This is a genomic window from Streptomyces sp. NPDC003635 (genome assembly GCF_053587635.1).
On record NZ_JBSFOK010000040.1, the window covers coordinates 25,735 to 52,461 of the forward strand.

Consider the following 26,727-nt stretch of genomic DNA (forward strand, 5'->3'; position numbering starts at 1 on the left):
GTGAAGTCGTACGCGGCGGTCGACCTCGGCGCCTCCAGCGGGCGCGTCATGGTCGGCCGCGTCGGCCCGGACAGTCTGGAACTGGCCGAGGCGCACCGGTTCGTGAACCGGCCGGTGCGCCTGCCCGAGGGGCTGCGCTGGGACATCCTCGGGTTGTACGCGGGGGTGCTGGACGGGCTGCGGGCGGCGGGGCAGGTCGACTCCGTCGGCATCGACAGCTGGGCCGTGGACTACGGCCTGCTGGACGCCGACGGGACGCTGCTCGGCAACCCGGTGCACTACCGGGACGCCCGTACGGACGGGATCGCGGAGAAGGTGTGGGCGACCGTGCCCGCCGAGGAGCTGTACGCCGCGACGGGATTGCAGTACGCCCCCTTCAACACGCTCTACCAGCTCAAGGCCGAGCAACTCAGCGGTGCGCGTCGGCTGTTGCTCGTGCCCGATCTGCTGACGTACTGGCTCACCGGCGAGCAGGGCACCGAGCTCACCAACGCCTCGACGACCCAGCTGATCGATCCCAGGACGCGGACATGGTCGTACGACATCGCCCAACGGGTCGGTGTAGACCTGGTGTTGTTCGCGCCACTTCGGCAACCCGGCGATTCCGCGGGGTTCCTCCGGAGCGAGGTGCTGGAGGAGACAGGGCTGACCGGGCCCGTGCCGGTGACCGCCGTCGGTTCGCACGACACCGCCTCCGCCGTGGCCGCGGTTCCGGCCGGGGCCGGTGAGCGGTTCGCGTACATCTGTACGGGGACCTGGTCGCTGGCGGGGCTCGAGCTGGACGCGCCGGTGCTGACCGAGGAGAGCCGCGCCGCCAACTTCACCAATGAGCTGGGGCTCGACGGCACGGTCCGCTATCTGCGGAACATCATGGGCCTGTGGCTCCTCCAGGAGTGCCTGCGCGCCTGGGGAGAGCCGGATCTGGGCGGGCTGCTGCTCCAGGCGGCCAAGGCGCCGGCGCTGCGGTCGGTCGTGGACGCGGGGGACGCCGCCTTCCTCGCCCCCGGCCGGATGCCGGAACGGATCGCCGAGGCCTGCCGTGCCTCGGGGCAGCCGGTGCCGAAGTCACCCGCCGAGATCACGCGGTGCATCCTCGACTCGCTCGCGCTGGCCCACCGCAGAGCCGTCGCGCAGGCCCAGCGGCTGGCCGACCGCCCCGTCGAGGTGGTGTACGTCGTCGGCGGCGGCACCCGCAACGCGCTGTTGTGCCAGCTCACCGCCGACGCCTGTGGGCTGCCCGTGGTGGCGGGTCCGACGGAGGCCGCCGCCCTCGGCAACGTCCTGGTCCAGGCGCGCTCGCACGGACTGGTCCGGGACCTCGCGGACGGGCGGCGACTTCTCACCCGTACCCAGCCGCTCACCCGCTACGAGCCGCGCGGCGAGACCGCCCGCTGGCAGGCGGCCGAGGACCGGCTCGCCGGGGCCTGAGCGGGCCTCCCCCGGGCCTCGACCCCGCACTACCCTGCACTCATCCGATGATCGACGACAAGGAGCCGCGATGCGTGTCGCTCTGTTCCTGACCTGTGTCAACGACACGCTCTATCCGGACACCGGGCGCGCCGTGGTGAAGCTGCTGACCAGGCTGGGTGTCGAGGTCGACTTCCCGATGGCACAGACCTGCTGCGGGCAGGCGCACTACAACACCGGATACCGGCACGGGGCGGAGCCACTGGCGCGGCATTTCTCCGATGTCTTCGGGGACTACGAGGCGATCGTCACGCCCTCCGGGTCGTGCGGGGCGATGGTGCGGGAGCTGTACCCGCGGATGGGTGAGCGGGCGCGGGCGGAGGGGCGCGGGGACTCCCTCGCGGCCACTCTCGCGCCCGTGGTGCCGAAGACCTACGAGCTGACCGAGTTCCTGGTCGACGTGCTGGGCATGACGGACGTCGGCGCGTACTACCCGCACAAGGTGACCTATCACCCGGCCTGTCACGGGCTGCGCGGTCTGGGGCTCGCCGACCGGCCGCAGCGGCTGCTCCAGGCGGTGAAGGGGATCGAGCTGGTCGAGCTGCCCGGTGCGGACGAGTGCTGCGGCTTCGGTGGCACCTTCGCGGTGAAGAACTCCGACGTCTCGGCGGCGATGGGTGCCGACAAGGTGCGCAACGCCGAGTCGACGGGCGCGCAGGTGCTGTGCTCGGCCGACAACTCCTGTCTGATGCACATCGGCGGGACGATGGCCCGGCTCAGGACCGGGATGCGGCCGGTGCACATCGCGGAGATCCTGGCGAGCACGGAGGAGGAACCGGCCGCATGAGCGGGACGTTCGTCGGTATGCCGGCCTTCCCCAAGGCCGCGCACGAGGCCGTGCACGACCAGACCCTGCGCGGCAATCTGCGCCACGCGACGCACACGATCCGCGGCAAGCGGGCCAAGGCCGTGGCGGAGTTGTCGGACTGGGACGCTCTGCGGGACGCCGGGGCGCGCATCAAGGACCGGACGCTGCACCACCTCGACCGCTACCTCGTCCAGTTGGAGGAATCGGTGACCGCGGCGGGCGGCACCGTCCACTGGGCCGTCGACGCCGACGAGGCCAACCGGATCGTCGCCGACCTGGTCAAGGCGACCGGCGAGTCGGAGGTCGTCAAGGTCAAGTCCATGGCCACGCAGGAGATCGGGCTGAACGAGGCCCTGGAGGCCGAGGGAATCCGGGCCTACGAGACGGATCTCGCCGAGCTCATCGTGCAGTTGGGCCAGGACCGGCCCTCGCACATCCTCGTCCCCGCCATCCACCGCAACCGGGGTGAGATCCGGGACATCTTCGCCCGTGAGATGGGCGAGTGGGGCCGTCCGGCCCCGGACGGTCTGACGGACACACCCGCCGAACTGGCCGAGGCGGCCCGGCTGCATCTGCGGGAGAAGTTCCTGCGCGCCAAGGTCGGTGTCTCCGGAGCCAACTTCATGGTCGCCGAGACCGGCACCCTGGTCGTCGTGGAGTCCGAGGGCAACGGACGCATGTGCCTGACCCTGCCCGAGACGCTGATCTCCGTCGTCGGGATCGAGAAGGTGGTGCCGACCTGGCAGGACCTGGAGGTGTTCCTGCAGACCCTGCCCCGCTCCTCGACCGCCGAGCGCATGAACCCGTACACCAGCACGTGGACGGGTACCACGGACGAGGACGGGCCCCAGAACTTCCACCTGGTCCTCCTCGACAACGGTCGTACCGACACGCTCGCCGACGAGGTCGGCCGCCAGGCCCTGCGCTGCATCCGCTGCTCGGCCTGTCTCAACGTCTGCCCGGTGTACGAACGGGCGGGGGGCCACGCCTACGGCTCGGTCTACCCGGGGCCGATCGGTGCGATCCTCAGCCCTCAACTGCGGGGTACCGGGAGCGAGATCGACGCCTCGCTGCCGTACGCCTCCTCGCTGTGCGGCGCCTGCTACGAGGTCTGTCCCGTCGCGATCGACATCCCGGAGGTGCTGGTGCACCTGCGGGAGCGGGTCGTCCAGGGCGGGCCGGTCGTCCAGGGCGGGAACAAGGTCGTGCTCAAGCCCGCGAAGGGGCACGCGGCCGAGCGGGCGGCCATGCGGGCGGCGGGCTGGGCGTTCGGCCGTCCGGCCGCCCTGCGCACCGGACAGCGGCTGGCGTCCCGGACGCGGCGGCTGCATCCGCGCAGCCTGCCCGGTCCCGGCAGGGCGTGGAGCGGGACCCGGGAACTTCCGACGGTGCCGCCCGAGCCGTTCCGGGACTGGTGGAAGCGCACGCACGGTGGAGAGGACGGCGCCAAGTGAGCAGCAGGGAAAGGATCCTGGGCCGGGTGCGGCGCGCGCTGGCCGACGTACCGGAACAGGACACGCCGATCGAGCGCGGGTACCTGCGGGAGCACGGCGAGCGCGGTGTCGAGCAGACCGTGGATCTGCTGGCGGAGAACCTCGCGGACTACCGGGCGGTGGTGCACCGGTGCGCGGAGCAGGAATTGCCCGGTCTGCTGAGGCGACTGCTGGCCGAGCGGGGTTCCCAGAGCGTGGTCGTGCCCGCGGAACTGCCCTCCGAGTGGCTCAAGGCCGTGGACGCGACCCGGGTGCCCGACCGCGCGGACAGCACCCCGCAGGAACTCGACCGTGTGGACAGCGTGGTCACCGCCTGCGCCGTCGCCATCGCCGAGACCGGCACCATCGTCCTGGACGGCTCCCCCGACCAGGGCCGGCGCCGGATCACGCTCGTCCCCGACCATCACATCTGCGTCGTACGCGTCCCCGACCAGGTCGTCTCCTCCGTACCGCAGGCCCTCGAACGCCTCGACCCCATCCGGCCGTTGACCTGGATCTCCGGCCCTTCGGCGACCAGCGACATCGAGCTGGACCGGGTCGAGGGGGTGCACGGTCCGCGCACCCTGGAGGTGGTGCTGGTGGGCGACCAGGCGCGCGGGGACGTCAACTCGTAGCTTCCGGAGCGGAGTCGATGGGAGACGGTGCCGTCCTCGAAGCCGAGGTACTCACCGGTGACCACCCCCCACCGGATACACGCCCGGGTGCCGGCGGGCGCTCAGGCGGCCTTGGGCTTACGTGTCGACTCGCGCCCCAGGATGCCGAAGGCCCACCGCTCGTTGAAGCCGGCGACGAACCCGATGGCGCACCAGAACCCCCAGAAGTCCGTGCCCTTGACGGCCGATCCGGGGCTCGCGGCGGAGGGGCAGATCTCGGCGGCGGTTGCCGGTACCTCGAAGACGGGCACGAGTCCGCCGCTGAGCAGGAAGTACACGGCGAGCGCCAGGATCCACCCGACGAAGACCCGGTACACGCCCTCGTGGCGCATGCTGCGGGCCATCTGCCCGGGCACGATCAGGCCGTCCCGCCCGCTGTTCTGCCGCTTCGTCAACTGCTCGGTGCTGCCCCGCAGTCGGACCAGGACACTGAGGACCGCGCCGAGCGCGCCGACCCCGCCGCACACGAAGGCGCCCAGCAGATGCCAGCGGTTGGTGCAGTTGAGCGTGACGCCCAGCGCCTGGAGCAGACCGGCGCCCCACAGCAGCGGCACCACCAGCAGCACCATGCTGGCGGCGGAGCCGAGCATCAGGCCCATGTTGAGGCCCCTGCTCACGGCGGTGGCGCTGTCCTGCGCGAGCCGCCCGCGCAGGTCGGCTATCTCCTCGTCGAGGTACTCGGCGAGGTGATCGCTCGGCTTGGCGTCGTCGATCCGTGGATCGCTCAGCGCGTTGAGGAGCACGCGCTGCACGGCGACGCGCGCCGCGACTCGGGTGTTGCGCTCGAAGGCGCGCTGCGAGGCGCCGTACAAGAGCTGGAGTTGGAGTTGCTGTTCGGGATAGGTGTCGCCGAACTTCCGGTAGACCGGACCGAGTCCGGTCGGCACGATGTGGGTCAGTCCCTCGGGGCGCAGATCGGTGTCCGCCCCCTCGACCGACTCGCGTAGCCCCTGCCACCACGAAGTGTGGAGGCGTCCCCCGTCGACCGTCATGAGGTAGCTGTACCCTCGCGCGCGACGGCCAGAAAGACGGCGCGCCGCACCAGTACGGTCACGGTTGTCACGGGCGTGCCACTTCGGCGGACCCGTGTCCTGGAGGTGGGCCCGGGCGACGTCGGTGGCCGACCTCCCCCGGCTGTCGACGTGTTGATTCTGGGGCGGCGGCCGCCCTACGTCATCCCGGCAGCGTCCATCAGCGCCGCCACCGTAGCCGTCGTCAGCCCGTCCAGCGTCTCGATCCCGGCCCCCGCGCGGGCGCTCGCCCCGTCGAAGACCAGCATCAGCTGGCGGGCGAGAAGCTCCGGATCCCGTGCTCCGCCCGCCTCGGCCTGCTGACGGAAGGACGCCTGCAGGCGCCCCTTCGCCTCCCCGGCCACCTTGCTCGCCGGATGCTCCGGGTCCTTCAGCTCGACCAGCGCGGCCAGGAAGGGACACCCCTGGTACTCCGGCTCGGTGGAGGCCTCCTCCAGCCGCCCGAACAGACGCAGGATCCGCTCACGAGGGCCTGCATCGTCCTGGGCGCCGCCCGCCAGCCGGGCCTCGTACGCCGGGACGCGCCGCTCCAGGCTCGCCGCGAGCACCTCGTCCTTGCTCGCGAAGAGCTGGTACATCGAGCGCTTGGAGACCCCCGCGGACCGGCACAGCGCGTCAACGCCGATGGAGACGCCGTCGCGGTAGAAGAGCTCGGCGGCCGCGTCGAGGAGCCGGTCCTTGGTGGACACCTTGTCTGAGGCCATACGGCGAGGTTACCGCGCGGGACGGACAGACGGAAACCGATCGGTATCCATCTCGCATCCGCGCCGGATTCCCCGTGACAGGATCGGTGAACAAGCGCTTAGATAGGTCTCCGTACCGCCACCGCCCGGGAGGCCCCGTTGTTCACATCCGTCGACGACGTCGCCGCGCGTCTGGCCGAGACCGGCTACCTCGCCTCGCCCGCGGTCGCCACGACCGTCTTCCTGGCCGACCGGCTCGGCAAGCCCCTGCTGGTCGAGGGCCCGGCCGGCGTCGGCAAGACGGAGCTGGCCAAGGCCGTCGCCCAGGTCGCCCAGGCCCGGCTCATCCGTCTGCAGTGCTACGAGGGCGTGGACGAGTCCCGCGCGCTGTACGAGTGGAACCACGCCAAGCAACTGCTGCGCATCAGCGCCGGCCGCGACGAGAGCTGGGACGAGACGCGCACCGACATCTTCAGCGAGGAGTTCCTGCTCCCCCGCCCTCTCCTCACGGCGATCCGCGGCGACGACCCGAAGGTGCTGCTGATCGACGAGACGGACAAGGCGGACGTGGAGGTGGAGGGCCTGCTGCTGGAGGTGCTCAGCGACTTCCAGGTCACGGTCCCGGAGCTGGGCACCGTCACGGCGACCCGCCGCCCCTTCGTCGTGCTCACCTCCAACGCCAGCCGCGAACTCTCGGAGGCGCTGCGCCGCCGCTGCCTCTTCCTCCACATCGGCTTCCCCGACGAGGAGTTGGAGCGCCGGATCGTCCGGCTGAAGGTGCCGGGGCTCGACGAGGCACTGGCCCGCTCCGTGGTCCGGGTGGTGGGCGCGCTGCGAGCGATGGACCTGCGCAAGCTGCCGTCGGTCGCGGAGACCATCGACTGGGCGCGCACCCTGCTCGCGCTCGGCGCCGACTCCCTGGACGAGACCGTCGTACGGGACAGTCTCGGCGTGCTCCTCAAGCACCAGGACGACGTCCTCAAGGCCACCGCCAAGCTCGACCTGGACGCCCTGTGACCACGCCCGCCGGCGTCGCCGAGCGACTGACGTCGCTCGTCGCGGCGCTGCGCGCGCACGGCATCCGGATCGGCACCGGCGAGACGGTGGACGCGGCCGAGGCCGTGGCGGCGCTCGGCCTGGAGGACCGGGAGCGGCTGCGCGAGGGTCTGGCGGCGACCCTGTTGCACGGTACGGCCCAACGGCCGGTCTTCGACCCGGTCTTCGACCTGTACTTCCCGCGCGGGGTCGGCGCGCCGGAGGGGGAGGCCGCGGGGCGGGACGACCTGCGCGACCGGCTGGCGGCCGCCCTGGCCGCGAACGACCAGGCGATGTTGGGCCGATTGGCGGTGGAGGCGGTCGACGGTTTCGGCGGCTACGGCTCCTCCCCCGCCTCCGACGGCTGGTCGTCGTACCAGACCCTCGACCGCCTGCGCCCCCAGACCCTGCTGGCCCGCGTCCGTGACGACGTCCGTGCGCGCGGCGGGAGTCCGGGGTTCACCGACCGGCTGCTGGAGGACGAGATCCGGCGGCGCGTCGAGTCCTTCCGCTCCCTGGTGGCCGTGGAGGCGCGCCGGCGGGTGGCGGAGCGGCGCGGCCGGGACGAGATCGCCCGGCGGGCGGTGGCCCCGACCGCCGAGCGAGTCGACTTCCTCTTTGCCGGAAAGGCCCAACTCGCCGAGCTGCGCAGGGCCGTTCAGCCCCTCGCCCGCAAGCTCGCCACCCGGCTCGCGGCCCGCCGTCGCCGGGCCGCGCGGGGCTCGATCGATCTACGGCGGACCCTGCGCGGTTCGCTGTCGACGGGCGGTGTGCCGATGAAGCCGGTGCTGCGCAGGCGGCGGCCGGTCCGACCCGAACTGGTGCTGCTGTGTGACGTCTCGGGCTCGGTGTCCGGGTTCTCGGATTTCACCATGCTGCTGGTGCAGGCGCTGCACGACCAGTTCAGCAAGGTGCGGGTGTTCGCCTTCGTCAACCGCGTCGACGAGGTGACCGGCCTGCTCGTGCACGGCAGGGCCGACCCGGAGGGGCTCGGCGCCCGCATCCAGGCGGAGGGCGCGCTCACCGCCTGGCACGGCAGCAGCGACTACGGCATGGCCCTGGGCGAGTTCGCCGAGCGCTACGGCGACGCGGTGGGCCCGCGCACCACGGTGTTCGTGCTCGGCGACGCCCGCACCAACATGAGCGACCCCAACCTCGCGGCCGTCCGCGAGATCACCGAACGGGCCCGCCGCGTCTACTGGTTGAACCCCGAGCAGCAGGACAGGTGGGGCACCGGCGACTCGGCCGCGCCCGCCTACGCCGAGCTGGTCGAGATGCACGAGTGCCGCAACACCGGCCAGCTCAGCGACCTGGTGAGCCGTCTGCTGCCCGTATGACTCCGCTGTGACCCATCCGTTCTCGCATCACCTGCCCGTATCCGCCGTGATCAGGCGGCGAGTTGCGGGTACAGCGCCCCGAGGTCGGCGGCCAGACCCGCCTTGACCTGCCGGGAGATGTCGTCGGCGAGCACCTCGTAGGCGCCGGCCTCGATGCCGTCGAGGGCCTGGGCGGCGACGCTCCCGGGCGTGGACTTCGGGGCGTCGACATGTGCCGCGAGATCGGTGTCGACGTAGCCGACATGCAGCCCCGTGACCTCGATGCCGCGCGGCTTCAGGTCCAGGCGCAGGGAGTTGGTCTGCGACCACAGCGCGGCCTTGGAAGCGCTGTAGGACCCGGCGAGTCCGATCCAGGACAGCACGGAGTGGACGTTGAGGATGTGGCCGCCGCCGTTGCGCTCGATGACCGGGACGAAGGCCCGGGTGACCAGGAGCGGGCCGTAGAAGTTGGTCTCGAATTCGCGCCGGACGTCCTCCAGCGGGGACGTGAGGAAGTTGGCGTTCACGCTCGCGCCGGCGTTGTTGATCAGCAGGGTGACGTCCTGGGCCTGCTCGGCGGCGGCCCTGACGGACTCCGGGTCGCCGACCTCCAGAGCCAGCGGGACGGCGTCGGGATGCGTGACGGTCCGCGGGTCGCGTGCCGTGGCGTACACCTTCTTCGCGCCCCGCTCGTACAGGGCGGCGACCAGTGCCCGGCCGATCCCTCGGCTGCCGCCGGTGACCAGGGCGACGGAACCTTCGATGGTGGTCATGAGCAACTCCCGACTCGTTCGCGGCGCGCACGGCACGCCCGGGAAACCGATCGGTTTCCTCTCTTGCCACCACCGTAAACCGATCGGTTTCCAGGAGCAAGGCGATCGGTCGCGAGGAAGGAAGGAAGACCCACCCCGAGGAGGGAAGGGAGGGCCACCCCGAGGAAAGTCCGGGGTCCGCCCCTGATGCCCGAACCCGGCCGGATCCCTAATCTCGAAAGTGGCGAAGGGGGAGATCATGAAGGCAGTGGTGCAGGACCGGTACGGACCCGCGGACGTGCTGGAGTTCAAGGACGTCGAGCGGCCGGAACCCGGCCCCGGCGAGGTGCTGGTGCGGGTGCGCGCGGCGTCGGTGAACGCCTACGACTGGCACTTCCTGCACGGTGACCCGAAGGTGGCACGCCCGGTGATGGGATGGCGCGGACCCAAGGCACGCATCAGGGGCCGGGACTTCGCGGGCGTCGTGGAGGCGGTGGGAAGTGCGGTCTCGGACCTCGAGCCCGGTGACGAGGTGTTCGGCGAGGCCGACGGCGCCTTCGCGGAGTACGTGTGCGCGCCGGACCGCTCAGTGGGCCCGAAGCCGTCCAACCTCGGCTTCGAGCAGGCCGCGGCGATACCCCTGGCCGGGAACACGGCGCTGATCGGCGTGCGGGACGTGGGCGCGGTGCAGCCCGGACAGCGGCTGCTGGTCAACGGCGCCTCGGGCGGGGTCGGCGCCTTCGCCGTGCAGCTGGGAAAGGCGTACGGCGCGGAAGTGACGGGGGTGTGCAGCGCGCGCAACGCGGACATGGTCCGCTCCCTGGGCGCGGACCATGTCATCGACTACGCCCGCGAGGACTTCACCCGGGCGGGCCGGACCTACGACGTGGTGCTGGACCTGGTCGGCAACCACTCCCTGGCGGCCTTCCGGCGCACGGTCACCCCGACCGGCACGCTGGTGCTGTCCGGCGGCGGGGTGTACGAGGGCGGCAGCTTCCTGGGGCCGATGAGCCTGTTCGTCAAACGCAAGCTGATGGCGCCCTTCGCGCGCCGTCGGCTGCTCGAACTCCCGGCGCGTCAGAGCAAGGGGAACCTCACGGCCTTGAAGGAGCTGGCCGAGTCGGGGCGCATAGCGCCGGTCATCGAGCGGACGTACCCCCTGAGCGAGGCGGCCGAGGCCATCCGGTACCTGGAGGTGGAGCACGCGCGCGCGAAGGTCGTCATCACGGTCTGAGCGTCGCTACTCCTTCGCCTTCGCGTAGTCCGTGGCCATACCACCGGCGAAGTCGTAGACGACGACCTGTTCGTCGCCGACCACCCAGGCGTCGTGTCCGGGCGGGACCACGAAGACGTCGCCGGGGCCGACTTCCGCCTCGCCACCGTTGTCGTCCATGGTGATGTGCATCCGGCCCTGCACGACATAGCCGTTGTGGTGGACCATGCAGCTCTCGGTGCCCGCGATCGGGGCCACGGACTCCGACCACCGCCAGCCGGGCTCGAACGTGCCCACGGCGAAGTCGAGTCCGGACATGTGAACGGCTTCCAGGTGTCCTCGGGGGAAATCGCGCCGCTCGTCCGGCTTGTCGAGCGTCTTCACTTCGATCATCACGGCTCTCCTTCCGGCCGCCCTCGGTACGGCCGGGGCCGGTCTTCCGGCAGCCCTGTGCACCGCCGTCGGCCGCCGACCGCGTACCACTCCATCGTCCGCCCGGCCACCAGGGGCCGCCATTCGGGGGATGACCGCTCGGACGGCCGTTCCGCGGAGTCGCTCAGGACGCCGTTCCGCAGAGTTCGGCGAACCGCCGGGCGTCCACGTTGCCGCCGGAGACGATCACCCCGACCCGGCGCGGCAGCGCGCCGGCCCGACCGGAGAGAAGGGCCGCGAGCGGAGTGGCCCCGCTCGGCTCGACAACGATCTTCAGCCGCTCGAAGACGAACCGCATCGCGTCCCGGATCTCGTCGTCGCTGACCAGGGCGATGGCGTCGACGAGCCGTCGGTTGACGGAGAAGGTGAGTTCACCGGGCGCGGGCAGGGCCTGGCCGTCGGCGATGGTCCTGGGCACCGGGATCTCGATGCGCCGCCCGGCTTCGAGGGACCGCTTGGTGTCGTCGCCGGCCTCGGGTTCGACCCCGATGAGTCGCAGACCGGGGTAGAGCGCCTTGGCCACGGTGCCGCTCCCCGCGATGAGCCCACCGCCGCCGACCGGAGTGATCAACGCGTCCAACTCGCCCACTTCTTCGAGTAGTTCGAGCGCGGCGGTGCCCTGCCCGGCCATGACATGGGGGTGTTCGTAGGGTGGGATGACGGCGAGGCCACGCTCGGCCGCCAGTTCCTCGGCAATGGCGGAGCGGTCGCCGCTGTAGCGGTCGTAGGTGACGATCTCGGCGCCGTAGCCCTCTGTCGCACTCCGCTTGGCGGGCGGGGCGTCCTCGGGCATGACGATGACGGCGGTGGTGCCGAGTTCCCGGGCGGCGAGGGCGACGGCCTGGGCGTGGTTGCCGGAGGAGTAGGCGGCGACGCCCCGGGCCAGTTGTTCGGGGGTCAGCCGGGAGACGGCGTTGTAGGCGCCGCGGAACTTGAAGGCGCCGACGCGCTGGAAGTTCTCGCACTTGAGGAAGACCTCGGCGCCGACGAGGCCGTCGAGGGTGCGGGAGCGCAGGACCGGGGTGCGGTGGGCGACGCCCTTGAGGCGTTCGGCGGCGTCGCGGACGTCGTCGAGGGTGATGGGCGGGGTGGTCGTGGTCACGCTTCTCCTCCGTCGGAGTCGGAAGTCGGGCCGGTCGTGGCGCTGGTCGTGGCGCGTGCCTGGGAGAGGTAGCTGTAGGCGGAGGCACGGGAGATGCCGAGCCGGGCGGCGACCTGCTCGACCGCGCGCCGCACGGCGAACACACCCCGCCCGTCCAGTCCGCGGAACAGCTCCAGGCGCTGGGCGCGGTCGAGTTGGGCCCAGCTCCGGTGCTGCCGTAGCTGGTGGGCGTCGAGGATGGCGTCGACGACGGAGTCGATGTCGTTGCCGAAGGCGGTGACCGGTGTCTCCGCGGGGTCGCGGCCGATACCCGCGAGGGCGCCGAGCAGGGCGTGGGCCTCGGTCACGGCGGTGACGTCCAGGTTGACGCAGAGGGCGCCGAAGACCTCACCCGTGGAGTCCCGCAGCACCATGGTGGACGCCTTGACGAGTTTTCCGGTCCCGGTCCGGGTGACGTAGTTGAGATCGTCGTCCGCCGCGGCGCCGCGCGAGACGATCCGCATGCCGATCTCGCTCATCGCCCCGCCGACGTGCCGCCCGGTCACCGAACCGGCGACCGCGACGACGGACTTCTCGGGCTGCCGGTAGTCGTGCAGGACCACCTCGCACAGCGGCCCGAACGTCGCCACGAGCCCGTCGACGACCGGTGCCAGCGCCGCGATGATCGCGTCCCGTTCGGAATCCAAGGCCGGTTCGGCCGTCATCGCGCACCCCTCTCGGTGGACCCGTAGCTAGACTACACGTCCAAGCGTTGTACGAACAGTCCAGACATCGAGCCCGAGCACCGCACGGGGCCCCGAGGGGCGCTCAGGGGTGACACCGTGAACCCTGCATGCGCCCCCTGCCCGGTGGGGAGAATGCGATACGCGTTTGAACGAGACCCATCGGGAAAGCAGGTCCGCTCCGTGTTGTTGCATCTGCCCACGTCCGTGTCCGAGGTCCAACAGCACATAGCCGAGGGGGCGTTGCCGATCGGTGGAGCCACGCTCGTCTGGGCGACCTTCCAACGCGACGGTTTCCCGGACCGGGCGATGTCCCTGCGCGACCTGCCGGAGGCGAACGTCCTCGGGCCCGAGACCCTGGGCTCGGCGGTGGTCCTGCAACGGATCGACGACCGGGTACCGGAGGTCCTCCGCAAGGCGGCCGCCACGATCGGCACCGGCGCCGTACGCCGAGCGGCGACGGTGGGAGGCAACATCGTGGGCAGCACCCTGCGCTGCCTGCTCCCCGCCGCCCTGGTCCTGGACGCCCGCGCGACGGTCCTGGACGCGGCGGGCGCCTACGAGACCGACCTGACCGAACTCCTGGCGAAGCGCCCGGTGTTGCTGAGCATCACCTGGCGGACCCCGCTGGCCAGCGGGTACGTGAAGCAGGAGGGCGAGGCGGGCGGCCCACCGCCCTTCGTGGTCGCCACGGCCGTGCACACGGAACCCGACGGCACGAAGCGCCTGCGCGTCGCGGTCCGCGACGGTTACGAGTTCCTGCCCGCGTCCGCCGCCTGCGCGACCGACGTCGACGAGGTCCTGCAGGCCGTGGAGTCCACCGACATCGGGGCGCTTCCCGTGGGCGCCCGGGACCTGGTCCGCCGGCAGGTGACCGAGGTGCTGTCCGCCGTATGACGTGAGAGTCGGCCAGCCGCTCCGGCCCGTCCGGGGCGGCTGATTGCGCATGCCCGCGTACGGATCCGGTGCACCGCCGCGGTCCCCTCGACGCTTTCAGCTACTCAGCACCTCCGGGCGTCGCGCCGCGAGAGGTGAGTTCGCCGCGCCCACCCGCAGGGGGTTCCGCTGTGCGCGCCGCTGTCATCGCAGGTCCGGCGGACAACCCCGTCCATGCTCATTTCTGCTCGCAACTCCTCTTCTTCGAGCACCTATTGACACATGGCGTCCGCGTGGACAGAGTCGTGCCGCAGCAAGAGCAGCCGGCCGCCACGCATTAGGGAGCGATCTCGCCATGCCTGAAATCCCTGCTGTCTCACGCCGTACCGTCATGGGCGGAGCCCTGGCCTCGGGGGCCGTGGTCGCCGGACTCGGCACCCACGCCTCCGCCGCCCCCACGGCTCCGAGCGCGCCGACCGTCGACGGCACGCCGTCGCGGCGGCCGGGGCAGAAGTCGATGATCGGCGTTCCGTTCGGCCAGTATCAGACCGTCCGCGTCGGCATGATCGGTCTCGGGAACCGGGGACACGGAATGTCCTCGGGCTGGGGCGCCGTCCCCGGCTGCACGGTGACCGCCGTGTGCGACATCCGCGCCGACCGCGCCAGACGCACCGCCGACAAGCTGGTCGCGGAAGGCCGGCCCCGCCCGGCCGAGTACGGCGGTTCCGCCGACGCCTACGCGCGCATGCTGCGCCGCGACGACATCGACCTCGTGTACATCGCGACCCCTTGGGAGTTCCACTACGAGCAGGGCCGCGCGGCCCTGCTCGCCGGAAAGCACGTCCTGGTCGAACTGCCCATCGCCACCGAGCTGGACGAGCTGTGGGACCTGGTCGACACGAGCGAGCGCACCCGCCGCCATCTGATCCTCTCCGAGAACTGCTCCTACGGCCGCAACGAGCTGGCGATGCTGAAGATGGCCCACGACGGCCTGTTCGGCGAGGTCACCAACGGCCACGGCGGCTACCTGCACGACCTGCGCGAACTGCTGTTCTCGGACACGTACTACACCGACTCCTGGCGGCGGCTCTGGCACACCCGCAGCACCGCGTCGTTCTACGCGATGCACGGCCTCGCCCCGATCGCCGCGGCGATGGACATCAACCGCGGCGACCGCATGACGATGCTCCGGGCCACGGCCACCGAACCCCGGGGACTGGCCGACTACCGCGAGCGGTTCATGCCCAAGTCCCACCCGAGCTGGAAGGAGACGTACATCAACGGTGACCTGGTCACCTGCCTGATCGACACCGAGCTGGGCCGCGTCATCCGGGCCGAGCACGAGGTCAGTTCGCCGCGTCCGTACAGCCGTATCAACTCACTCGCCGGCAGCCGGGGCATCTTCGAGGACTACGCCGGAGTGACGTCGGCGGGCGGCGGCCGCATCTACGTCGAACCGGACCACAGCGGTCACACCTGGCGGGCGTTCGACGCCTACCGCAAGGAGTTCGACCACTGGCTGTGGCTGAAGATCGGCGACGACGCGGCCAACAACGGCGGCCACGGCGGCATGGACTACGTCCTGCAGTGGCGGACCGTCCAGCAGATGCGGGCCGGTCTGGTCCCCGACATGGACGTCTACGACGGCGCGGTCTGGTGCTCCCCGATCCCCCTGAGCGTCAAGTCGCTTGCCGCGGGCGGGCGTCCGGTCGCGGTGCCGGACTTCACCCGGGGCTCCTGGGTCAACCACCGCACGGGCCTGGACTCCCGGCCGAGCGACATGCCCCCGGTCGCCTGAGCGTGCAGCGCCGCGTCGCGGAGACGCGCGGGACCTCCCCGTCGCGGGCGAAGGCTATTCTTCGGCCAGGCAAGCGGCGGGGAGGACACCAGTGAGTGACGGACCGATCGATCTGATACGGCTGACGGGGGACGGCAACAGCGTCGTCCTGCGGATCACCGGGCCCGATCACCGTCGGGGTGCGCTCTCCGATGAGGTCCTGGCCGGGGCCTTCGTCGTCGACACCCGCTTCGTGAAGGGCAGTCTCGCGGTCTGGGTCTTCCCCCGGGACCTGAGCGAATGGCAGGAGGCCCTGGACGCTCTCGACGCCGGGCGGGACATCGCCTGGCGCGAGTTCTCGCGAGGGCCCGCACTGTTCGTCGAACGGGACCTCGAGGAGGAACGGGCGCACGTCACCGTCAAGGACAGCGCCGGTTCCCTGACCTCGGTCACGGTGACCGTACCGATGACCGACTCCTGGTTCGATGACGCCTACGAGCGGCTGGAACTCGTCCGCAAGACCTGGCCGTCCGACGAGGACTGACCGCTAGCGCACGCCGCCCGCCTCCGGCACCGGTACCGGGCGGCGCACGAGGTAGACGGCCGCCGTGGACACCAGCAGCGCCATGCAGGCGATGAAGACGAGGCCGGCGCCCTCCAGCCCGATCGGTCCGACCAGCAGGCCCACGCCGATCACCGGGACCGAGATGCCGGCGTAGGCGACGACGAACAGGGCCGAGATCACGGCCGCACGCTTGTCGTCCTCGGACACCTGTGCCACGGCCGACAGCGCGCCGCGGAACGACAGCCCCTGCCCGGCCCCGCCGACGAGCGCGCTGAGCACGACCAGCGGCAGCAGATCCCAGTGCAGCGCGCCCGCCAGCAAGGCGAGTCCGGCGAGCAGCGCGACACAGCCGAGGGGCAGGGAGCGGCTCACGCCGACGCGGCCGACGGCCAGTTGCCCGGCGGTCGAGGCGAAGAAGGCGAGCGCGACGACCAGTCCGCTGACCGCGCGGTTGTGCACGTCCAGGGACTGGGCGAGGAACGACGGGCTGACCGAGGTGAACACACCGAACAGGGCGAAGCCGACGAAGGAGGCGGCGGCAGCGGGGCCGAAGACCGGCCGCACCCTCGGCGGCAGGCCGGGCTTCTGCGGCCGTACGGTGTTCAAGGGCCGCCGCTCGCGCACGGTCTCCGGAAGCCACAGCAGTACGAGCGCCGAGAGGGCCACCAGGGCGAGGTGGACGAGGAACGGCAGGTACAGCGGCCGGTCGGCGTACTGCGCGAGCACCCCCGCGAGCAGCGGGCCGCAGCCCAGGCCGCCCATGTTCGCGGCGGTCGCCACGAACGTGGCCCGCGGGGAGCCGCGCGGCGCCAGCTCGATGACGTACGCCGAGGCGGCCCCGGTGAACAGGCCCGCGGACAGGCCCGACAGCAGCCGTCCGACGTAGAGCCAGCCCAGGGCGGTGGCGCTCAGGAAGCAGACGGCGCTGGCGGCGGCGAACCCCAGGCCCCACCACAGCACCGGGCGTCTTCCTACGGCGTCGGAGGCGTTGCCCGCGAGCAGCAGGACGCCGATGACTCCGAAGGCGTACACGGCGTAGACGACCGTGACGGTGAGCTCGGAGAAGTCGAACTTCTCCTGGTAGAGGCCGTAGAGGGGGGTGGGGAGCGTCGTACCGGCCATGCAGACCGCGAAGACCGCCCCGGCGAGCAGGCAGGGACGCCAGCCTCGGGGCTCACCGTCCATGGTGGGCGGTGAAGTCGATCAGCCGGTTCAGCCGGTCCAGGTGGGTGTCGAGCGCCGGGACGGGGAGCCGCCGTGCGAGTCCCGCGGCCAGGTCCGTGACGAGCCAGGCGTGCGAGGGGACGGGCTCGGCGGTGTCGTTCATGGACGTCCTTTCGGCCTGGCCGCGTCGACGGCGCGGGGGCCGCGGTGCCGGGTGAGCACCGGCACCGAGGGCCGGGAGCCGGTCCGTGGATGCCCCCATCACGGTGGCACAGAGTGGGCACCCCTGCGAGTCGCCATATGCCAAAGGCATGAAGAAGCGGACGGAGTGCCGCAGCCGCTTCACCACCACCCGCCGCAGCCGCTTCACCACCGCCCGCCGACGCCCTCTCGGCATGCCGGACAGGCCCGGAGGAACAACACTGGAGCCGTGAGGCCGGCCCACGCACGGGGGCGTCGGCCCCCGTCCGAGTGAGGCGCCCATGAGTGCGGACGCGAAACGTGTCGCCGTCGTCGGCGACTGCCCGCTCCTGCGCAGGGGTGCGGCCCATGCCGTCGAGGACGCCGACGGCATGGTGCTCGCCCTCGCCACCCGATCGGCCGACGAGGCCTTACGCGTCCTCGGCCGGGGCGACCTCGCGCTCGTGGACCTCCAGCTCCCGCCCGCCTGTCTGGCGGAGATCGTGGGACGCCTCGCCGCCCGCGGGATCTCGGTCCTGGTCCTCTCCTCCGTCCAGGACGGCCACGCCCTGCCCGCCATGCGCGCCGGTGCCCTCGGCTGCCTGAGCCGGCACGCGGACGAGTGCGAGTTGCTGGCCGCGCTGCGGCTCGTCGCCGGGGGCCGCCCCTACATCTCCGCCGATCTCGCCGTACGTCCCGCCGCCGAGCCCGCCTGCCATGTCACGGACCGCGAGCGGCAGATCCTGGAACTGGTCGCCCATGGTGAGACCGACCACGACATCGCCGTACGGCTCGGCATCAGCGAGCACACAGTGCACTCGCACCTGGACCGGCTCCGCGACAAGATCGGCTCTCGGCGCCGGGCCGACCTGACCCGCTTCGCCATCGCCCACGACATCATCCCCGCGGCCACCTGGAAGCGGTAGCGCAGGGGTAACGCTGCCCCTCTTCGGCGTGGGTCCTTCTGCCCTGTGCCCGCCCTCCCCCGACCTCCACACTGAGTGCATGAGCCTTCTCGCGCCGATTCGGGAGGTCATCCGCGATGAGTGGCACCTTCGGTGACGACAAGTACGCACGCTACGAGACCCTCGACGGCTGCTCGGTCGTCCACGACGCCGACCGCGGCGCCTACTGCTACGCGGAGACCGACAGCGCCGGTGCCGACCGCCGGTTCGTGTCCAGCGGGATCCCCCATCCGGTGCTGCCGACTCCCCCGGGCCGCCGGGCGGTGACCTCACAACCGCCCTCCCCCCTCGCGCCGCTGCTCGGCGACGCCGTGGCGGGCGGCTGGAAGCTCAGGATCTCGGACGCGGTCCAGGGCTCCACCGGGGTCCCGCGCGACGGGAAGATCACCGTCCGGACCGGCACCTGACCCACGGTGGGAGACAGATGGACCGAAAGAGGCTCGAGGAACTCTTCTACGGGAAGGGCCCCCGGCCCGTCCCCTGGGCGACGGACTGTCCGGTCCGCTTCGACGCCCTGCTGGCTCTCGCGCAGCTTCCCGAGGACTCGCTGGAGTCCAGGGAGGACCTGATCCTCGCCATCAACGAGGAACACGGTGTCCACCAGATACTGACCCGCTTCAGGTATCTGGACATGATGCGCGACTCCGAGCCGATCGCGTCGGGCAGTTTCATCGTGGCGAAGCTGACCCTGCGCGAACTCGTGCAGACCGTGCTGCCCAAGTCCAACCTCAACCGTGTCGTCCGCGACGCGCAGGATCTGGCGAAACGTCAGGGGGGCGCCGGCATCGCGGACGCGTTGCGCGACGACACCCCGACGTCGGCGCGGCCCGGCGGGATCCCCGGGCGGGCCAGCGACGTGCACGACAACTCCGCGAGGCGGCAGGAACGCACCCGGCACCAGCGGTGGTTCCTCAGACTGCTGACCGCCATCGTCGCGGAGTCGGATCCGGCGCTGCGTGCCAGAGCGCCCTCGGACCCGGCGGTCTGCGCCGAGGTGGCCGACATGCTGACCGGCGTTCATCTGGAGCGGGCGGACACCGAGATCCCCACGGATCCGGCGGGGCAGGTCGTCGTCGACCGCAGGCATCGGTATCCGATCCTCTCCGTGACCGCCAACCGGCAGGCGTCCTCGGCGGTCGTACGGTCCCGGGCCACCATCAAGGCCGACGCCGCCGAGCAGGTCTTCTCCGTGAACTGCAGCTCCATCGGCTGGGCCGTGGTCGACAGCGGCATCGACGCACGGCACCCCGCCTTCTACGACTGGGACACCACGGCCACCCCGGCGCCGGTGCCGCGTCGACTGCGCATCCCCCGCGCCTTCAACTTCGTCGGCGTACGCAAGACGCTGTCCGAGGACGCGAAGAACGACGGGCGGATCGACTGGCAGCTCGCCCTGCCGTTCGTCGAGTACGACCTGTCGACGGTGACCGCCGCGGCGCAACCTTCCGAGGTGGTGTGCTCCGAGGAGTACACCACCCCGATCGACCCGCACGGCACGCACATCGCCGGAATCATCGGTGGCTGGTGGCCTCGTCCCCATGAGGTCTTCCGTGGCATCTGCCCGCGCATCCAGCTCTACGACTTCCGGGTCCTCGGCGCCGAGGGGAAGGGGGACGAGTTCTCGATCGTGACGGCCCTGCAGGCCATCCGGTACATCAACGAACAGGCGGGCCGGTTCGTCATCGCCGGGGTCAACCTCAGCCTGTCGGTGCCGCACGACGTGGCGAGCCACTCCACCGGCTGGACCCCGGTGTGCATCGAATGCGACCGTCTGTCCCGCTCGGGTGTGGTGGTCGTCGTCGCGGCCGGGAACTCCGGATACGCGGGAGCCGTGCACACGTTGGGCCAGGACTACCGCGGCGCCAGCATCTCCGATCCCGGGAACGCCGATTCCGTCATCACGGTCGGCTCCACGCATCGCAGCAACCCGCACCGCCACGGCGTCAGCTACTTCTCCAGCCGCGGCCCGACCGGCGACGGCCGGCTGAAGCCCGATCTCCTGGCGCCGGGTGAGGACATCGACGGTCCGGTGCCCGACCAGGGCATCGCCGCACTGCACGGCACCAGCCAGGCGGCGGCCCACGTGAGCGGAGCCGCGGCGATGCTGCTGGCCCGCAACCGGGAACTGATCGGCCGCCCCGAGCGGGTCAAGCAGATCCTGTGCACGACGGCGACGGACCTGGGCCGGGAACGGCACTACCAGGGGTACGGCCTGGTCGACGTCCTGCGCGCGATGCAGTCCGTGTGAGGGGTCGAGCCCGAAAGGAACGACCATGTTCACCTTTGACTTCCTCAACGCCCGGCACGGAGATTCCTTCCTGGTCCGCTGGGGGGAACCGAAGGAACGGGTCATGCTCGTCGACGGCGGACCGAGCCAGGTGTTCGAGACGTCGCTGCGCGACCGCCTGGCGCAACTCGCCCCGGACGCCCACGGCAGCCCGAGGATCGACGTCGTCTGCCTGTCCCACGTCGACGACGACCACGCGGCCGGCCTGCTCCAACTGCTGCGGCAGATACAGCACACGCGGGACGACCAGGAACCTGATCCGTTCGCGGTGAAGAGGATCTGGTTCAACTCCGTGGACGAACTGGTGGACCGCAAGGCGCCTGGCCTGAGCGCCTCGACCCGGGAGATCGTCGACCGCGCCGGCGAGGAGAGCGGCGCCGTCAGGGCGAGTTACAACCAGGGCCGGGCCATCCGGGACGCGGCGGCCGGACTGGGCCTGGACGGCAATCCCCTCTTCGACGGCCCTCTCGTCGAGGGCGAGGAGGCCACCCTCGACCGGTTGCACGTCATGGTCGTCGCCCCGGACGACGCGGCGCTGGAGGAGCTGACGGAACGCTGGCGCGAGGCCAAGCAGCGCAAGGACCCGACGGTCATCACGTCCGCCTACTCGGACGGCTCCATACCGAACCTGTCCAGCATCGTCCTGCTGGTGACGCACGAGGGCCGGACCGCGCTGCTCACCGGGGACGCCAGGGGCGACCGCATCCTGGCCGGGCTGCGTGCCACCGGGCTGCTCGACGACGGCGGCCCCCTCCACGTCGACCTGTTGAAACTCCCCCACCACGGCAGCGACCGCAACGTGGAGCAGGACTTCTTCGACAGCATTCACGCCGATCACTACGTCATCTCGGCCGACGGGGTGAAGCACCACCATCCCAGCGAGGAAACCCTGCGCATGCTTGTCGACTCCAGGGGCCGGGACGACGAGTACACCGTCCACCTGACGAATGAGATCGAGTTCGCCCGGGACACCCTCAAGGATCTCCGGAAGAGGCGGAGTTTCACCGTGAGCGAGCGTTCGCCCGCGGATCCGGCCCTGGTCATAGACGTCGGTGACCGGTCATGAACCCGCCCCGGCCGTCCAGCGGGAACCGGTGGGCCGTCGACTCACCGGCCCTCGGCACCGGTCTGCGGGCCCAGCCCTGCGGCGACACCCTGCGGCCCGCCCAGCCGGCCCCCTCCGACGACCCGGTCGCCGTCGCCCTGTCCGGCGGGGGCTTCCGGGCCACGCTCTCCGCACTCGGCGTCATCCGTCTCCTCGCCGACGCGGGCATGCTGTCCCACCTCAGGTACGCGTCCTCGGTGTCCGGAGGTTCGGTGGCCAACGGCCTGCTGGCCACGGCCTGGCGCGGCCTGCGCCAACAGGGCTTCACCGGCACGGCCGTCGACGACCTCCTCATCGACCCGACCATCGGCCGGATCAGCGCGCGTTCGCTGAAGAAGGCGCTGCTGCGGGGGGTGTGGCGCACCGTGGGCCCGTCGACGCGCACCGACCTCCTGGCCCGGCGCTTCGACGAGTGGTTCTTCGACGGGACCCGGCTGGAGGACCTCGACCCGCAGGTCAGATGGATCCTCAACGCGGCCAATCTGACCACCGGCGCCCGCTTCACCTTCGAACGCGACGTGTTCGGCGACTACACGATCGGGCTGACGCCCACCGCGGGGACCGACCTGAGGCTGAGCACCGCGGCAGCCGCATCGGCAGCGGTACCAGGGGCCTTCCCGCCGATGGTCCTCGAGCACGCGAGCTTCCCCTGCGGCACGGAGGCACCTGCCCTCCTCGACGGCGGCGTCTACGACAACACCGGTTCGGAGTCCGTCGACGGGGAGCGCTACCGCGATGTCTTCCTGCTCGTCCTCAACGCGGGCGGCCTGCTGCGCCCCGGAGCGTACGGCGGCATGCCGGTGGTCCGCGATCTCGCGCGCGCCAACTCCCTGCTGTACCGCCAGAGTACGGCCCTGCGCACGCGGTTGATCGTCGAGCGCTTCCGGCGCGGTGACGCGGTCGGCCCGGACGAACCCCTGCCACCCGGCGCCCGCCGGGGCGTCCTGGTGGCGCTGGCCACCGACTTCCCGCAGAACGGCGTCGGACGGCTGGAGCAGTGGCGGGACGCCTTCCCCGAGCACCGCACCCACGAGGGCCGCGACCTGGCGCTCGTACCGACGGTCTTCGACCAGCTGACGGAACGCCTGTGCCGGGCCCTGGTGTACCGCGGCTGGTGGCTCGCGGGGGCCGGTCTGGCGGCCTTCCATCCGTACCGGCTGCCGGACCTCGCCTCGCTGAAGGCCCCGCCCCTTGAGGACGGAAACTGACCGCAAGGCCTCCTACGGTCGTTCCATGACCCAGACGCAGAACATCCTTGTCACCGGTGCCACCGGAACCGTCGGCCGTCAGGTCGTCGCCGAACTGCTCGCTCGCGGCCACCGGGTCCGCGCTCTCACCCGGGACGCGGCGAAGGCCGAGTTCCCGGCCGGGGTCGAGGTCGTGGAGGGCGACCTGACCGACCCCGACAGCCTGGTCCCGGCGCTGGACGGAGTCACCGGCCTTCACCTGATCACCTTCGGCGGCGCCTACTTCGCCCCGCTGGAGACGGGTCCGCGGATCCTGGAACTGGCCCGCGCGGCCGGCGTTCGCCGGGTCACCGTGCTGCACGGCGGCGGGCCGTCGCTGCTGGAGGACGCGGTGCGCGCGGACGACGGGGTGGCCTGGACGGTACTCATGCCGGTGGAGTTCATGGCCAACGCGCTGGAATGGGCGGAGGGCGTCGTGACCCGGGACGAGGTCCAAGAACCCTTCGTCTCCCGGCTGAGCGCCATGGTGCACGAGGGCGACATCGGCGCCGTCGCCGCGGTGGCGCTCACCGAGGAGGGCCACGGCGGCCAGGAGTACGTGATCACCGGCCCCGAACTCCTCACGGTGGGCGACAAGGTGGCCGCCATCGCCGCCGCTCGCGGACAGGAGATCGCCCTGGTCGAACTGACCGAGGAACAGGCCGTCGCGCAGTGGCGGGCGGCGGGCCATCCGGAGGACGTGATCGGCTTCCTCCTGGAGGCCTTCGGCAACACCCCTGAGGTCGGCCGCACGGTCGTCGACACCGTGGAGAAGGTCACCGGCCGCCCGGCCCGCACCTTCACCGAGTGGGCAGCGCGGCACGCGGACGCCTTCACGGCGTAGCTCCGCGCCCTCGCGTCAGCGCAGGTCGACCGTCTCCACGGGGTGATTCAGCCGCGCCCGTTCCGCCGCCAGCACCGCGAGATGGCTGGTGAGCGATTCCCGTGGGCCCGACTTCACCAGGCCGGGACTGCCGGTGGCGACGGCGGCGACGAACGCTTCCATCAGGCCCGCGTCGCCGCCGCCGTGGCCACCGGCCGCGTTCATCGCGCCGCCGCCACCCAGGTCGACGTCCTCCTCGGCACGGGTCAGGAAGTCGTAGACCCGCAAGTGCCTTCCGTCGCCGCGCGTGCCGAAGATCCGGGTCTGCCGGTCGGCCTGTTCGGTGAACGCGGTCATGGTGAAGGTGCCGGTCGCGCCGGAGGCGAACTCCATGGCGACGACCTGGTGGTCGACCACGTCGTTGTCGCACGCGTACACGCAGCGGCCGTACGGGCCCTCGCGCAGGGCGGTTTCGAGCGCCTGCGGGGTGAAGTCGTCCACCACCACGCTCAGCGGCCAGCGATGCTCCCCGCGGGCGAGCCGGTCGCCGTACTCGCGCGGGGCGGAGTACGGGCAGTGCGCCTCGACCGAGCAGTCCAGGCACCGTTCGGCGGCTCCGGCAGGGCGGTTGTCGGGGCGGAAGTGGGAGAGCCGGCCGAAGCTGGAGACACGGACCGGCGGTTGGCCGAGGACGTACTGCAACCAGTCCAAGTCGTGGCAGGACTTGGCCATCAGCATGGAGGTGGCCTCGTCCTCCCGGCGCCAGTTGCCCCGTACGAACGAGTGGGCCTGATGCCAGAAGCCGACGGGTTCGAGGTGCTGGACGCTCACTATGTCCCCGAGCCGCCCTGAGTCCACGACCGCTTTCAGCGCGCGCGTGTACGGCGTGTACCGCAGGACGTGGCCGACGGCCAGCGTGACCCCGGCCTCCTCCACGGCGGCCACGATCCGTCGGCACTCCCGCGCGGTCAGCGCCATCGGCTTCTCCAGCATGATGTGGTGGCCGAGTTCCGCGAACGCCAGGACGGGCTCCAGGTGGTCCCGGTCCAGGGTGCAGATCAGTACGGCGTCGGCGACCCGCCCGCGCGCGGCCAGCACCCGCCAGTCCTCGACCGCCGCCCCGGGCGCCAGGGCGTGCGCCGCCGCGAACCGGTCGCGCCGGGTCTCGCGCGGCTCGGCCACCGCGACGACCCGGGCCCGATCGGGATGTGCCAGCGCCCCCCGCGCATGGCCGGTCCCGCGGTCACCGGCACCGACGACGGCGAGAGTGACGACGGAGGGCATGGGCCCGCCTTCCTTGTGCCTCGGAGACTGGGGCGGTGGCGCTCCCGAACGGGGGCGACGCCAGCGGCGCCGCCTCCGCGCGACAAGGTGGTGGCCACCCGTCATCGCCTCTCGTCGGCCGTGGCCCGCTCAGGCGCTCGTGCGCTGCTCGACGGGTTCGCCGGGCTCCGGCTCCCGCGTCGCCGCCACCGCGTCGTCCTCCTGCTTACGGGTGGTCCGGCGGCCGGGAAGGACAGCGAGGACGATCATCGTGCCGGCGGCCATGATGATGCCGCCGATGAGGCTGGTGTGGGCGACCCCGTGGGCGAAGGACTCGTTGACCGCGTCGGCCAGCGCCTGGGCCTGCTGGGGCGTGGCACCGGGGGTCTTGGCGACCTGCTCGGCGACCGCGAGACCCGCGCCGACCGACTCCTTGGCGGTCTCCAGCGCGTCGTGCGGCAGTTGGGTGCTCACCAGGTCGGTCAGCCGGTCCTTGTAGGCGGTGCCCAGCAGGGAGCCGAGGACGGCGATGCCGAGGGATCCTCCGAGCTCCAGCGAGGTGTCGTTGGCGCCGCCACCGACGCCGAGTTCGGACTCGGGGAAACAGTCCATGATCGTGTCGGTCGCGGGCGAGACGCTCAGGCCGATCGCGAGACCGAGCAGCAGCAGCGTGGGCAGGAAGTCGGTGTACGTCGAGCCCCTGTCGACCTGCGTGAGCAGGAACACGGCCACGGTGCCGATGGCCATGCCGGGCACGACCATCGCCCTCACGCCGAGCCTCGGGGTCAGCTTCCCGGTCACCGCGGCCCCGACGAACACGGCACCGGCCAGCGGCAGCAGCCGTATGCCCGTCTCCAGGGCGTCGTAGCCGAGGACGAACTGGAGGAACTGGGTGGAGTAGTAGATGGAGCCGAAGGTGCCGAAGAAGAAGAACAGCACCGCGATCATCGAACCGCTGAAGCCGCGCAGCCTGAACTTGCGGACGGCGAGCATCGGGTGCGGGTGCTTCAGCTCCCACACGGTGAAGGCCACGAGGCCCACGCCTGCGGCGACTGCCGCCGCGACCGGACCGGCGCCCCAGCCGAAGTGCGGGCCCTCGATGATGGCGTAGACGAGTGAGCCGACCGAGATGATCGACAGCAGGCCGCCGACGTAGTCGATCCGGCCCATGCCCTCCGCCTTGGACGGCGGCACCAGGACGAACGCGCCGAGGACGGCGACGACCGCGATCGGCACGTTGATCAGGAACGTCGAACCCCACGCGTGGCTCTCCAACAGCCGGCCGGCGACGACCGGGCCGACCGCGATGGCCAGGCCGGACGTGGCGGTCCAGGCCGTGATGGCGCGCGCCCTCTCCCGCCTGGGGAACATCGCGACGAGCAACGACAGCGTGGCCGGCATGACCACGGCGGCGCCCACGCCCATGATCGCGCGGGCCGTGATGACCAGGCTCGTGTCGTCCACCAGGCTGCCCATCACCGAACCGCCCGCGAAGACCAGCAGACCGGCCACGAGCGCGCCGCGGCGGCTGTACTTGTCGCCGATCGCGCCGAGGACCAGCATCAGCGCGGCATAGGGGACCGTGTAGCCGTCGATGACCCACTGCAGATCACTGCTGGACAGCCCCAGGTCGGTGGTCATGTCGGGGGCCGCGACGATCAACGACGTGTTGGCCATGACCACGATCAGCAGGCTGAGGCACAGGACGAGCAGCGCCCACCAGCGCCGGGCGTACGGCCCGGCCGTCCGGTCGACGGGGGTGGTGGCGAGCACAGGCATGGGCACTCCA

Annotated in this window: 26 protein-coding genes; 16 read left to right on the forward strand and 10 right to left on the reverse strand. The window is 71.5% G+C overall.

Annotation, left to right across the window (positions count from 1 at the left end; genetic code table 11):
* From ACWDRW_RS29990 to ACWDRW_RS30005, 4 genes are all read left to right on the forward strand, one after another.
* Positions 1–1,428 (forward strand): rhamnulokinase, encoded by a 1,428-nt coding sequence (locus ACWDRW_RS29990; RefSeq protein WP_451728375.1) that lies wholly within the window; start codon positions 1–3, stop codon positions 1,426–1,428.
* A gap of 70 nt (positions 1,429–1,498) precedes the next feature.
* Positions 1,499–2,254, forward strand: a complete 756-nt coding sequence (locus ACWDRW_RS29995; protein WP_451728228.1) for a (Fe-S)-binding protein — start codon at positions 1,499–1,501, stop codon at positions 2,252–2,254.
* Positions 2,251–3,729: a LutB/LldF family L-lactate oxidation iron-sulfur protein gene (locus ACWDRW_RS30000; RefSeq protein WP_451728231.1), complete on the forward strand. Its 1,479-nt coding sequence runs from the start codon at positions 2,251–2,253 to the stop codon at positions 3,727–3,729. Before ACWDRW_RS29995 ends, ACWDRW_RS30000 begins: the two co-directional genes overlap by 4 nt.
* Entirely contained in the window at positions 3,726–4,382 is a 657-nt protein-coding gene (locus tag ACWDRW_RS30005; protein WP_451728233.1) for a LutC/YkgG family protein, read from the forward strand. The genes ACWDRW_RS30000 and ACWDRW_RS30005 overlap by 4 nt, the downstream gene beginning before the upstream one ends.
* A 101-nt stretch (positions 4,383–4,483) precedes the next feature.
* Here ACWDRW_RS30005 and ACWDRW_RS30010 read toward each other — a convergent pair whose 3' ends face one another.
* Both ACWDRW_RS30010 and ACWDRW_RS30015 read right to left on the reverse strand, forming a co-directional pair.
* Positions 4,484–5,413: a hypothetical protein gene (locus ACWDRW_RS30010; protein ID WP_451728236.1), complete on the reverse strand. Its 930-nt coding sequence runs from the start codon at positions 5,411–5,413 to the stop codon at positions 4,484–4,486.
* A gap of 176 nt (positions 5,414–5,589) precedes the next feature.
* Entirely contained in the window at positions 5,590–6,156 is a 567-nt protein-coding gene (locus ACWDRW_RS30015) for a TetR/AcrR family transcriptional regulator (protein WP_451728239.1), read from the reverse strand.
* A gap of 138 nt (positions 6,157–6,294) precedes the next feature.
* Here ACWDRW_RS30015 and ACWDRW_RS30020 point away from each other — a divergent pair, with 138 nt between their 5' ends.
* Together ACWDRW_RS30020 and ACWDRW_RS30025 are read left to right on the forward strand one after the other, a co-directional pair.
* The gene (locus ACWDRW_RS30020) at positions 6,295–7,152 is read left to right on the forward strand and encodes an AAA family ATPase (RefSeq protein ID WP_451728241.1); all 858 of its coding nucleotides are present in this window, start codon (positions 6,295–6,297) and stop codon (positions 7,150–7,152) included.
* A complete protein-coding gene (locus ACWDRW_RS30025) occupies positions 7,149–8,507 on the forward strand; it encodes a vWA domain-containing protein (protein WP_451728244.1) in 1,359 nt (452 codons plus the stop codon). Before ACWDRW_RS30020 ends, ACWDRW_RS30025 begins: the two co-directional genes overlap by 4 nt.
* A gap of 50 nt (positions 8,508–8,557) precedes the next feature.
* On the opposite strand, the gene ACWDRW_RS30030 is transcribed toward ACWDRW_RS30025, so the two are convergent.
* Complete coding sequence (locus ACWDRW_RS30030) at positions 8,558–9,259, reverse strand: SDR family oxidoreductase (RefSeq protein ID WP_451728247.1); 702 nt, start codon at positions 9,257–9,259, stop codon at positions 8,558–8,560.
* Between the two features lie 238 nt (positions 9,260–9,497).
* Here ACWDRW_RS30030 and ACWDRW_RS30035 point away from each other — a divergent pair, with 238 nt between their 5' ends.
* The gene (locus ACWDRW_RS30035) at positions 9,498–10,472 is read left to right on the forward strand and encodes an NAD(P)-dependent alcohol dehydrogenase (RefSeq protein ID WP_451728249.1); all 975 of its coding nucleotides are present in this window, start codon (positions 9,498–9,500) and stop codon (positions 10,470–10,472) included.
* 6 nt (positions 10,473–10,478) lie between these two features.
* Here ACWDRW_RS30035 and ACWDRW_RS30040 read toward each other — a convergent pair whose 3' ends face one another.
* From ACWDRW_RS30040 to ACWDRW_RS30050, 3 genes are all read right to left on the reverse strand, one after another.
* On the reverse strand, positions 10,479–10,844 hold the full coding sequence (locus ACWDRW_RS30040) for a cupin domain-containing protein (RefSeq protein WP_451728252.1): 366 nt from the start codon (positions 10,842–10,844) through the stop codon (positions 10,479–10,481).
* 163 nt (positions 10,845–11,007) lie between these two features.
* Positions 11,008–11,985 carry a threo-3-hydroxy-L-aspartate ammonia-lyase gene (locus tag ACWDRW_RS30045; protein ID WP_451728255.1) on the reverse strand — a complete coding sequence of 326 codons (978 nt, stop codon included), beginning with the start codon at positions 11,983–11,985 and terminating at the stop codon, positions 11,008–11,010.
* The gene (locus ACWDRW_RS30050) at positions 11,982–12,689 is read right to left on the reverse strand and encodes a helix-turn-helix transcriptional regulator (RefSeq protein WP_451728258.1); all 708 of its coding nucleotides are present in this window, start codon (positions 12,687–12,689) and stop codon (positions 11,982–11,984) included. The genes ACWDRW_RS30045 and ACWDRW_RS30050 overlap by 4 nt, the downstream gene beginning before the upstream one ends.
* Before the next feature lie 201 nt (positions 12,690–12,890).
* On the opposite strand from ACWDRW_RS30050, the gene ACWDRW_RS30055 reads away from it, so the two are divergent.
* The 3 genes from ACWDRW_RS30055 to ACWDRW_RS30065 all read left to right on the forward strand — a co-directional run bounded on the left by ACWDRW_RS30055 (position 12,891) and on the right by ACWDRW_RS30065 (position 15,904).
* Positions 12,891–13,604 (forward strand): FAD binding domain-containing protein, encoded by a 714-nt coding sequence (locus tag ACWDRW_RS30055; RefSeq protein ID WP_451728260.1) that lies wholly within the window; start codon positions 12,891–12,893, stop codon positions 13,602–13,604.
* Positions 13,605–13,938: 334 nt separating this feature from the next.
* Positions 13,939–15,381 (forward strand): Gfo/Idh/MocA family protein, encoded by a 1,443-nt coding sequence (locus tag ACWDRW_RS30060; RefSeq protein ID WP_451728263.1) that lies wholly within the window; start codon positions 13,939–13,941, stop codon positions 15,379–15,381.
* 91 nt (positions 15,382–15,472) lie between these two features.
* Entirely contained in the window at positions 15,473–15,904 is a 432-nt protein-coding gene (locus ACWDRW_RS30065; RefSeq protein ID WP_451728265.1) for a DUF5959 family protein, read from the forward strand.
* 3 nt (positions 15,905–15,907) lie between these two features.
* Here the strand turns inward: ACWDRW_RS30065 and ACWDRW_RS30070 are convergent, their stop codons facing one another.
* Together ACWDRW_RS30070 and ACWDRW_RS30075 are read right to left on the reverse strand one after the other, a co-directional pair.
* Positions 15,908–17,110, reverse strand: coding sequence for an MFS transporter (locus ACWDRW_RS30070; protein WP_451728268.1), 1,203 nt, complete (start codon positions 17,108–17,110; stop codon positions 15,908–15,910).
* Positions 17,100–17,252: a hypothetical protein gene (locus ACWDRW_RS30075; protein WP_451728271.1), complete on the reverse strand. Its 153-nt coding sequence runs from the start codon at positions 17,250–17,252 to the stop codon at positions 17,100–17,102. Before ACWDRW_RS30075 ends, ACWDRW_RS30070 begins: the two co-directional genes overlap by 11 nt.
* A gap of 319 nt (positions 17,253–17,571) precedes the next feature.
* Here ACWDRW_RS30075 and ACWDRW_RS30080 point away from each other — a divergent pair, with 319 nt between their 5' ends.
* The 6 genes from ACWDRW_RS30080 (at position 17,572) to ACWDRW_RS30105 (ending at position 23,696) form a co-directional block, all read left to right on the forward strand.
* The gene (locus ACWDRW_RS30080; protein ID WP_451728273.1) at positions 17,572–18,195 is read left to right on the forward strand and encodes a LuxR C-terminal-related transcriptional regulator; all 624 of its coding nucleotides are present in this window, start codon (positions 17,572–17,574) and stop codon (positions 18,193–18,195) included.
* A gap of 116 nt (positions 18,196–18,311) precedes the next feature.
* Positions 18,312–18,641, forward strand: a complete 330-nt coding sequence (locus ACWDRW_RS30085) for a hypothetical protein (protein WP_451728276.1) — start codon at positions 18,312–18,314, stop codon at positions 18,639–18,641.
* Between the two features lie 17 nt (positions 18,642–18,658).
* Positions 18,659–20,482: a S8 family serine peptidase gene (locus ACWDRW_RS30090; RefSeq protein WP_451728278.1), complete on the forward strand. Its 1,824-nt coding sequence runs from the start codon at positions 18,659–18,661 to the stop codon at positions 20,480–20,482.
* A gap of 25 nt (positions 20,483–20,507) precedes the next feature.
* The gene (locus tag ACWDRW_RS30095; RefSeq protein ID WP_451728280.1) at positions 20,508–21,587 is read left to right on the forward strand and encodes a ComEC/Rec2 family competence protein; all 1,080 of its coding nucleotides are present in this window, start codon (positions 20,508–20,510) and stop codon (positions 21,585–21,587) included.
* Positions 21,584–22,834 (forward strand): patatin-like phospholipase family protein, encoded by a 1,251-nt coding sequence (locus ACWDRW_RS30100; RefSeq protein WP_451728282.1) that lies wholly within the window; start codon positions 21,584–21,586, stop codon positions 22,832–22,834. The genes ACWDRW_RS30095 and ACWDRW_RS30100 overlap by 4 nt, the downstream gene beginning before the upstream one ends.
* 25 nt (positions 22,835–22,859) lie before the next feature.
* Positions 22,860–23,696, forward strand: coding sequence for an NmrA family NAD(P)-binding protein (locus ACWDRW_RS30105; protein ID WP_451728284.1), 837 nt, complete (start codon positions 22,860–22,862; stop codon positions 23,694–23,696).
* 15 nt (positions 23,697–23,711) lie between these two features.
* Here the strand turns inward: ACWDRW_RS30105 and ACWDRW_RS30110 are convergent, their stop codons facing one another.
* Both ACWDRW_RS30110 and ACWDRW_RS30115 read right to left on the reverse strand, forming a co-directional pair.
* A complete protein-coding gene (locus ACWDRW_RS30110; protein WP_451728287.1) occupies positions 23,712–24,959 on the reverse strand; it encodes a Gfo/Idh/MocA family protein in 1,248 nt (415 codons plus the stop codon).
* 129 nt (positions 24,960–25,088) lie between these two features.
* Positions 25,089–26,717, reverse strand: coding sequence for an MFS transporter (locus ACWDRW_RS30115; RefSeq protein ID WP_451728290.1), 1,629 nt, complete (start codon positions 26,715–26,717; stop codon positions 25,089–25,091).
* Between the last annotated feature and the right edge of the window lie 10 nt (positions 26,718–26,727).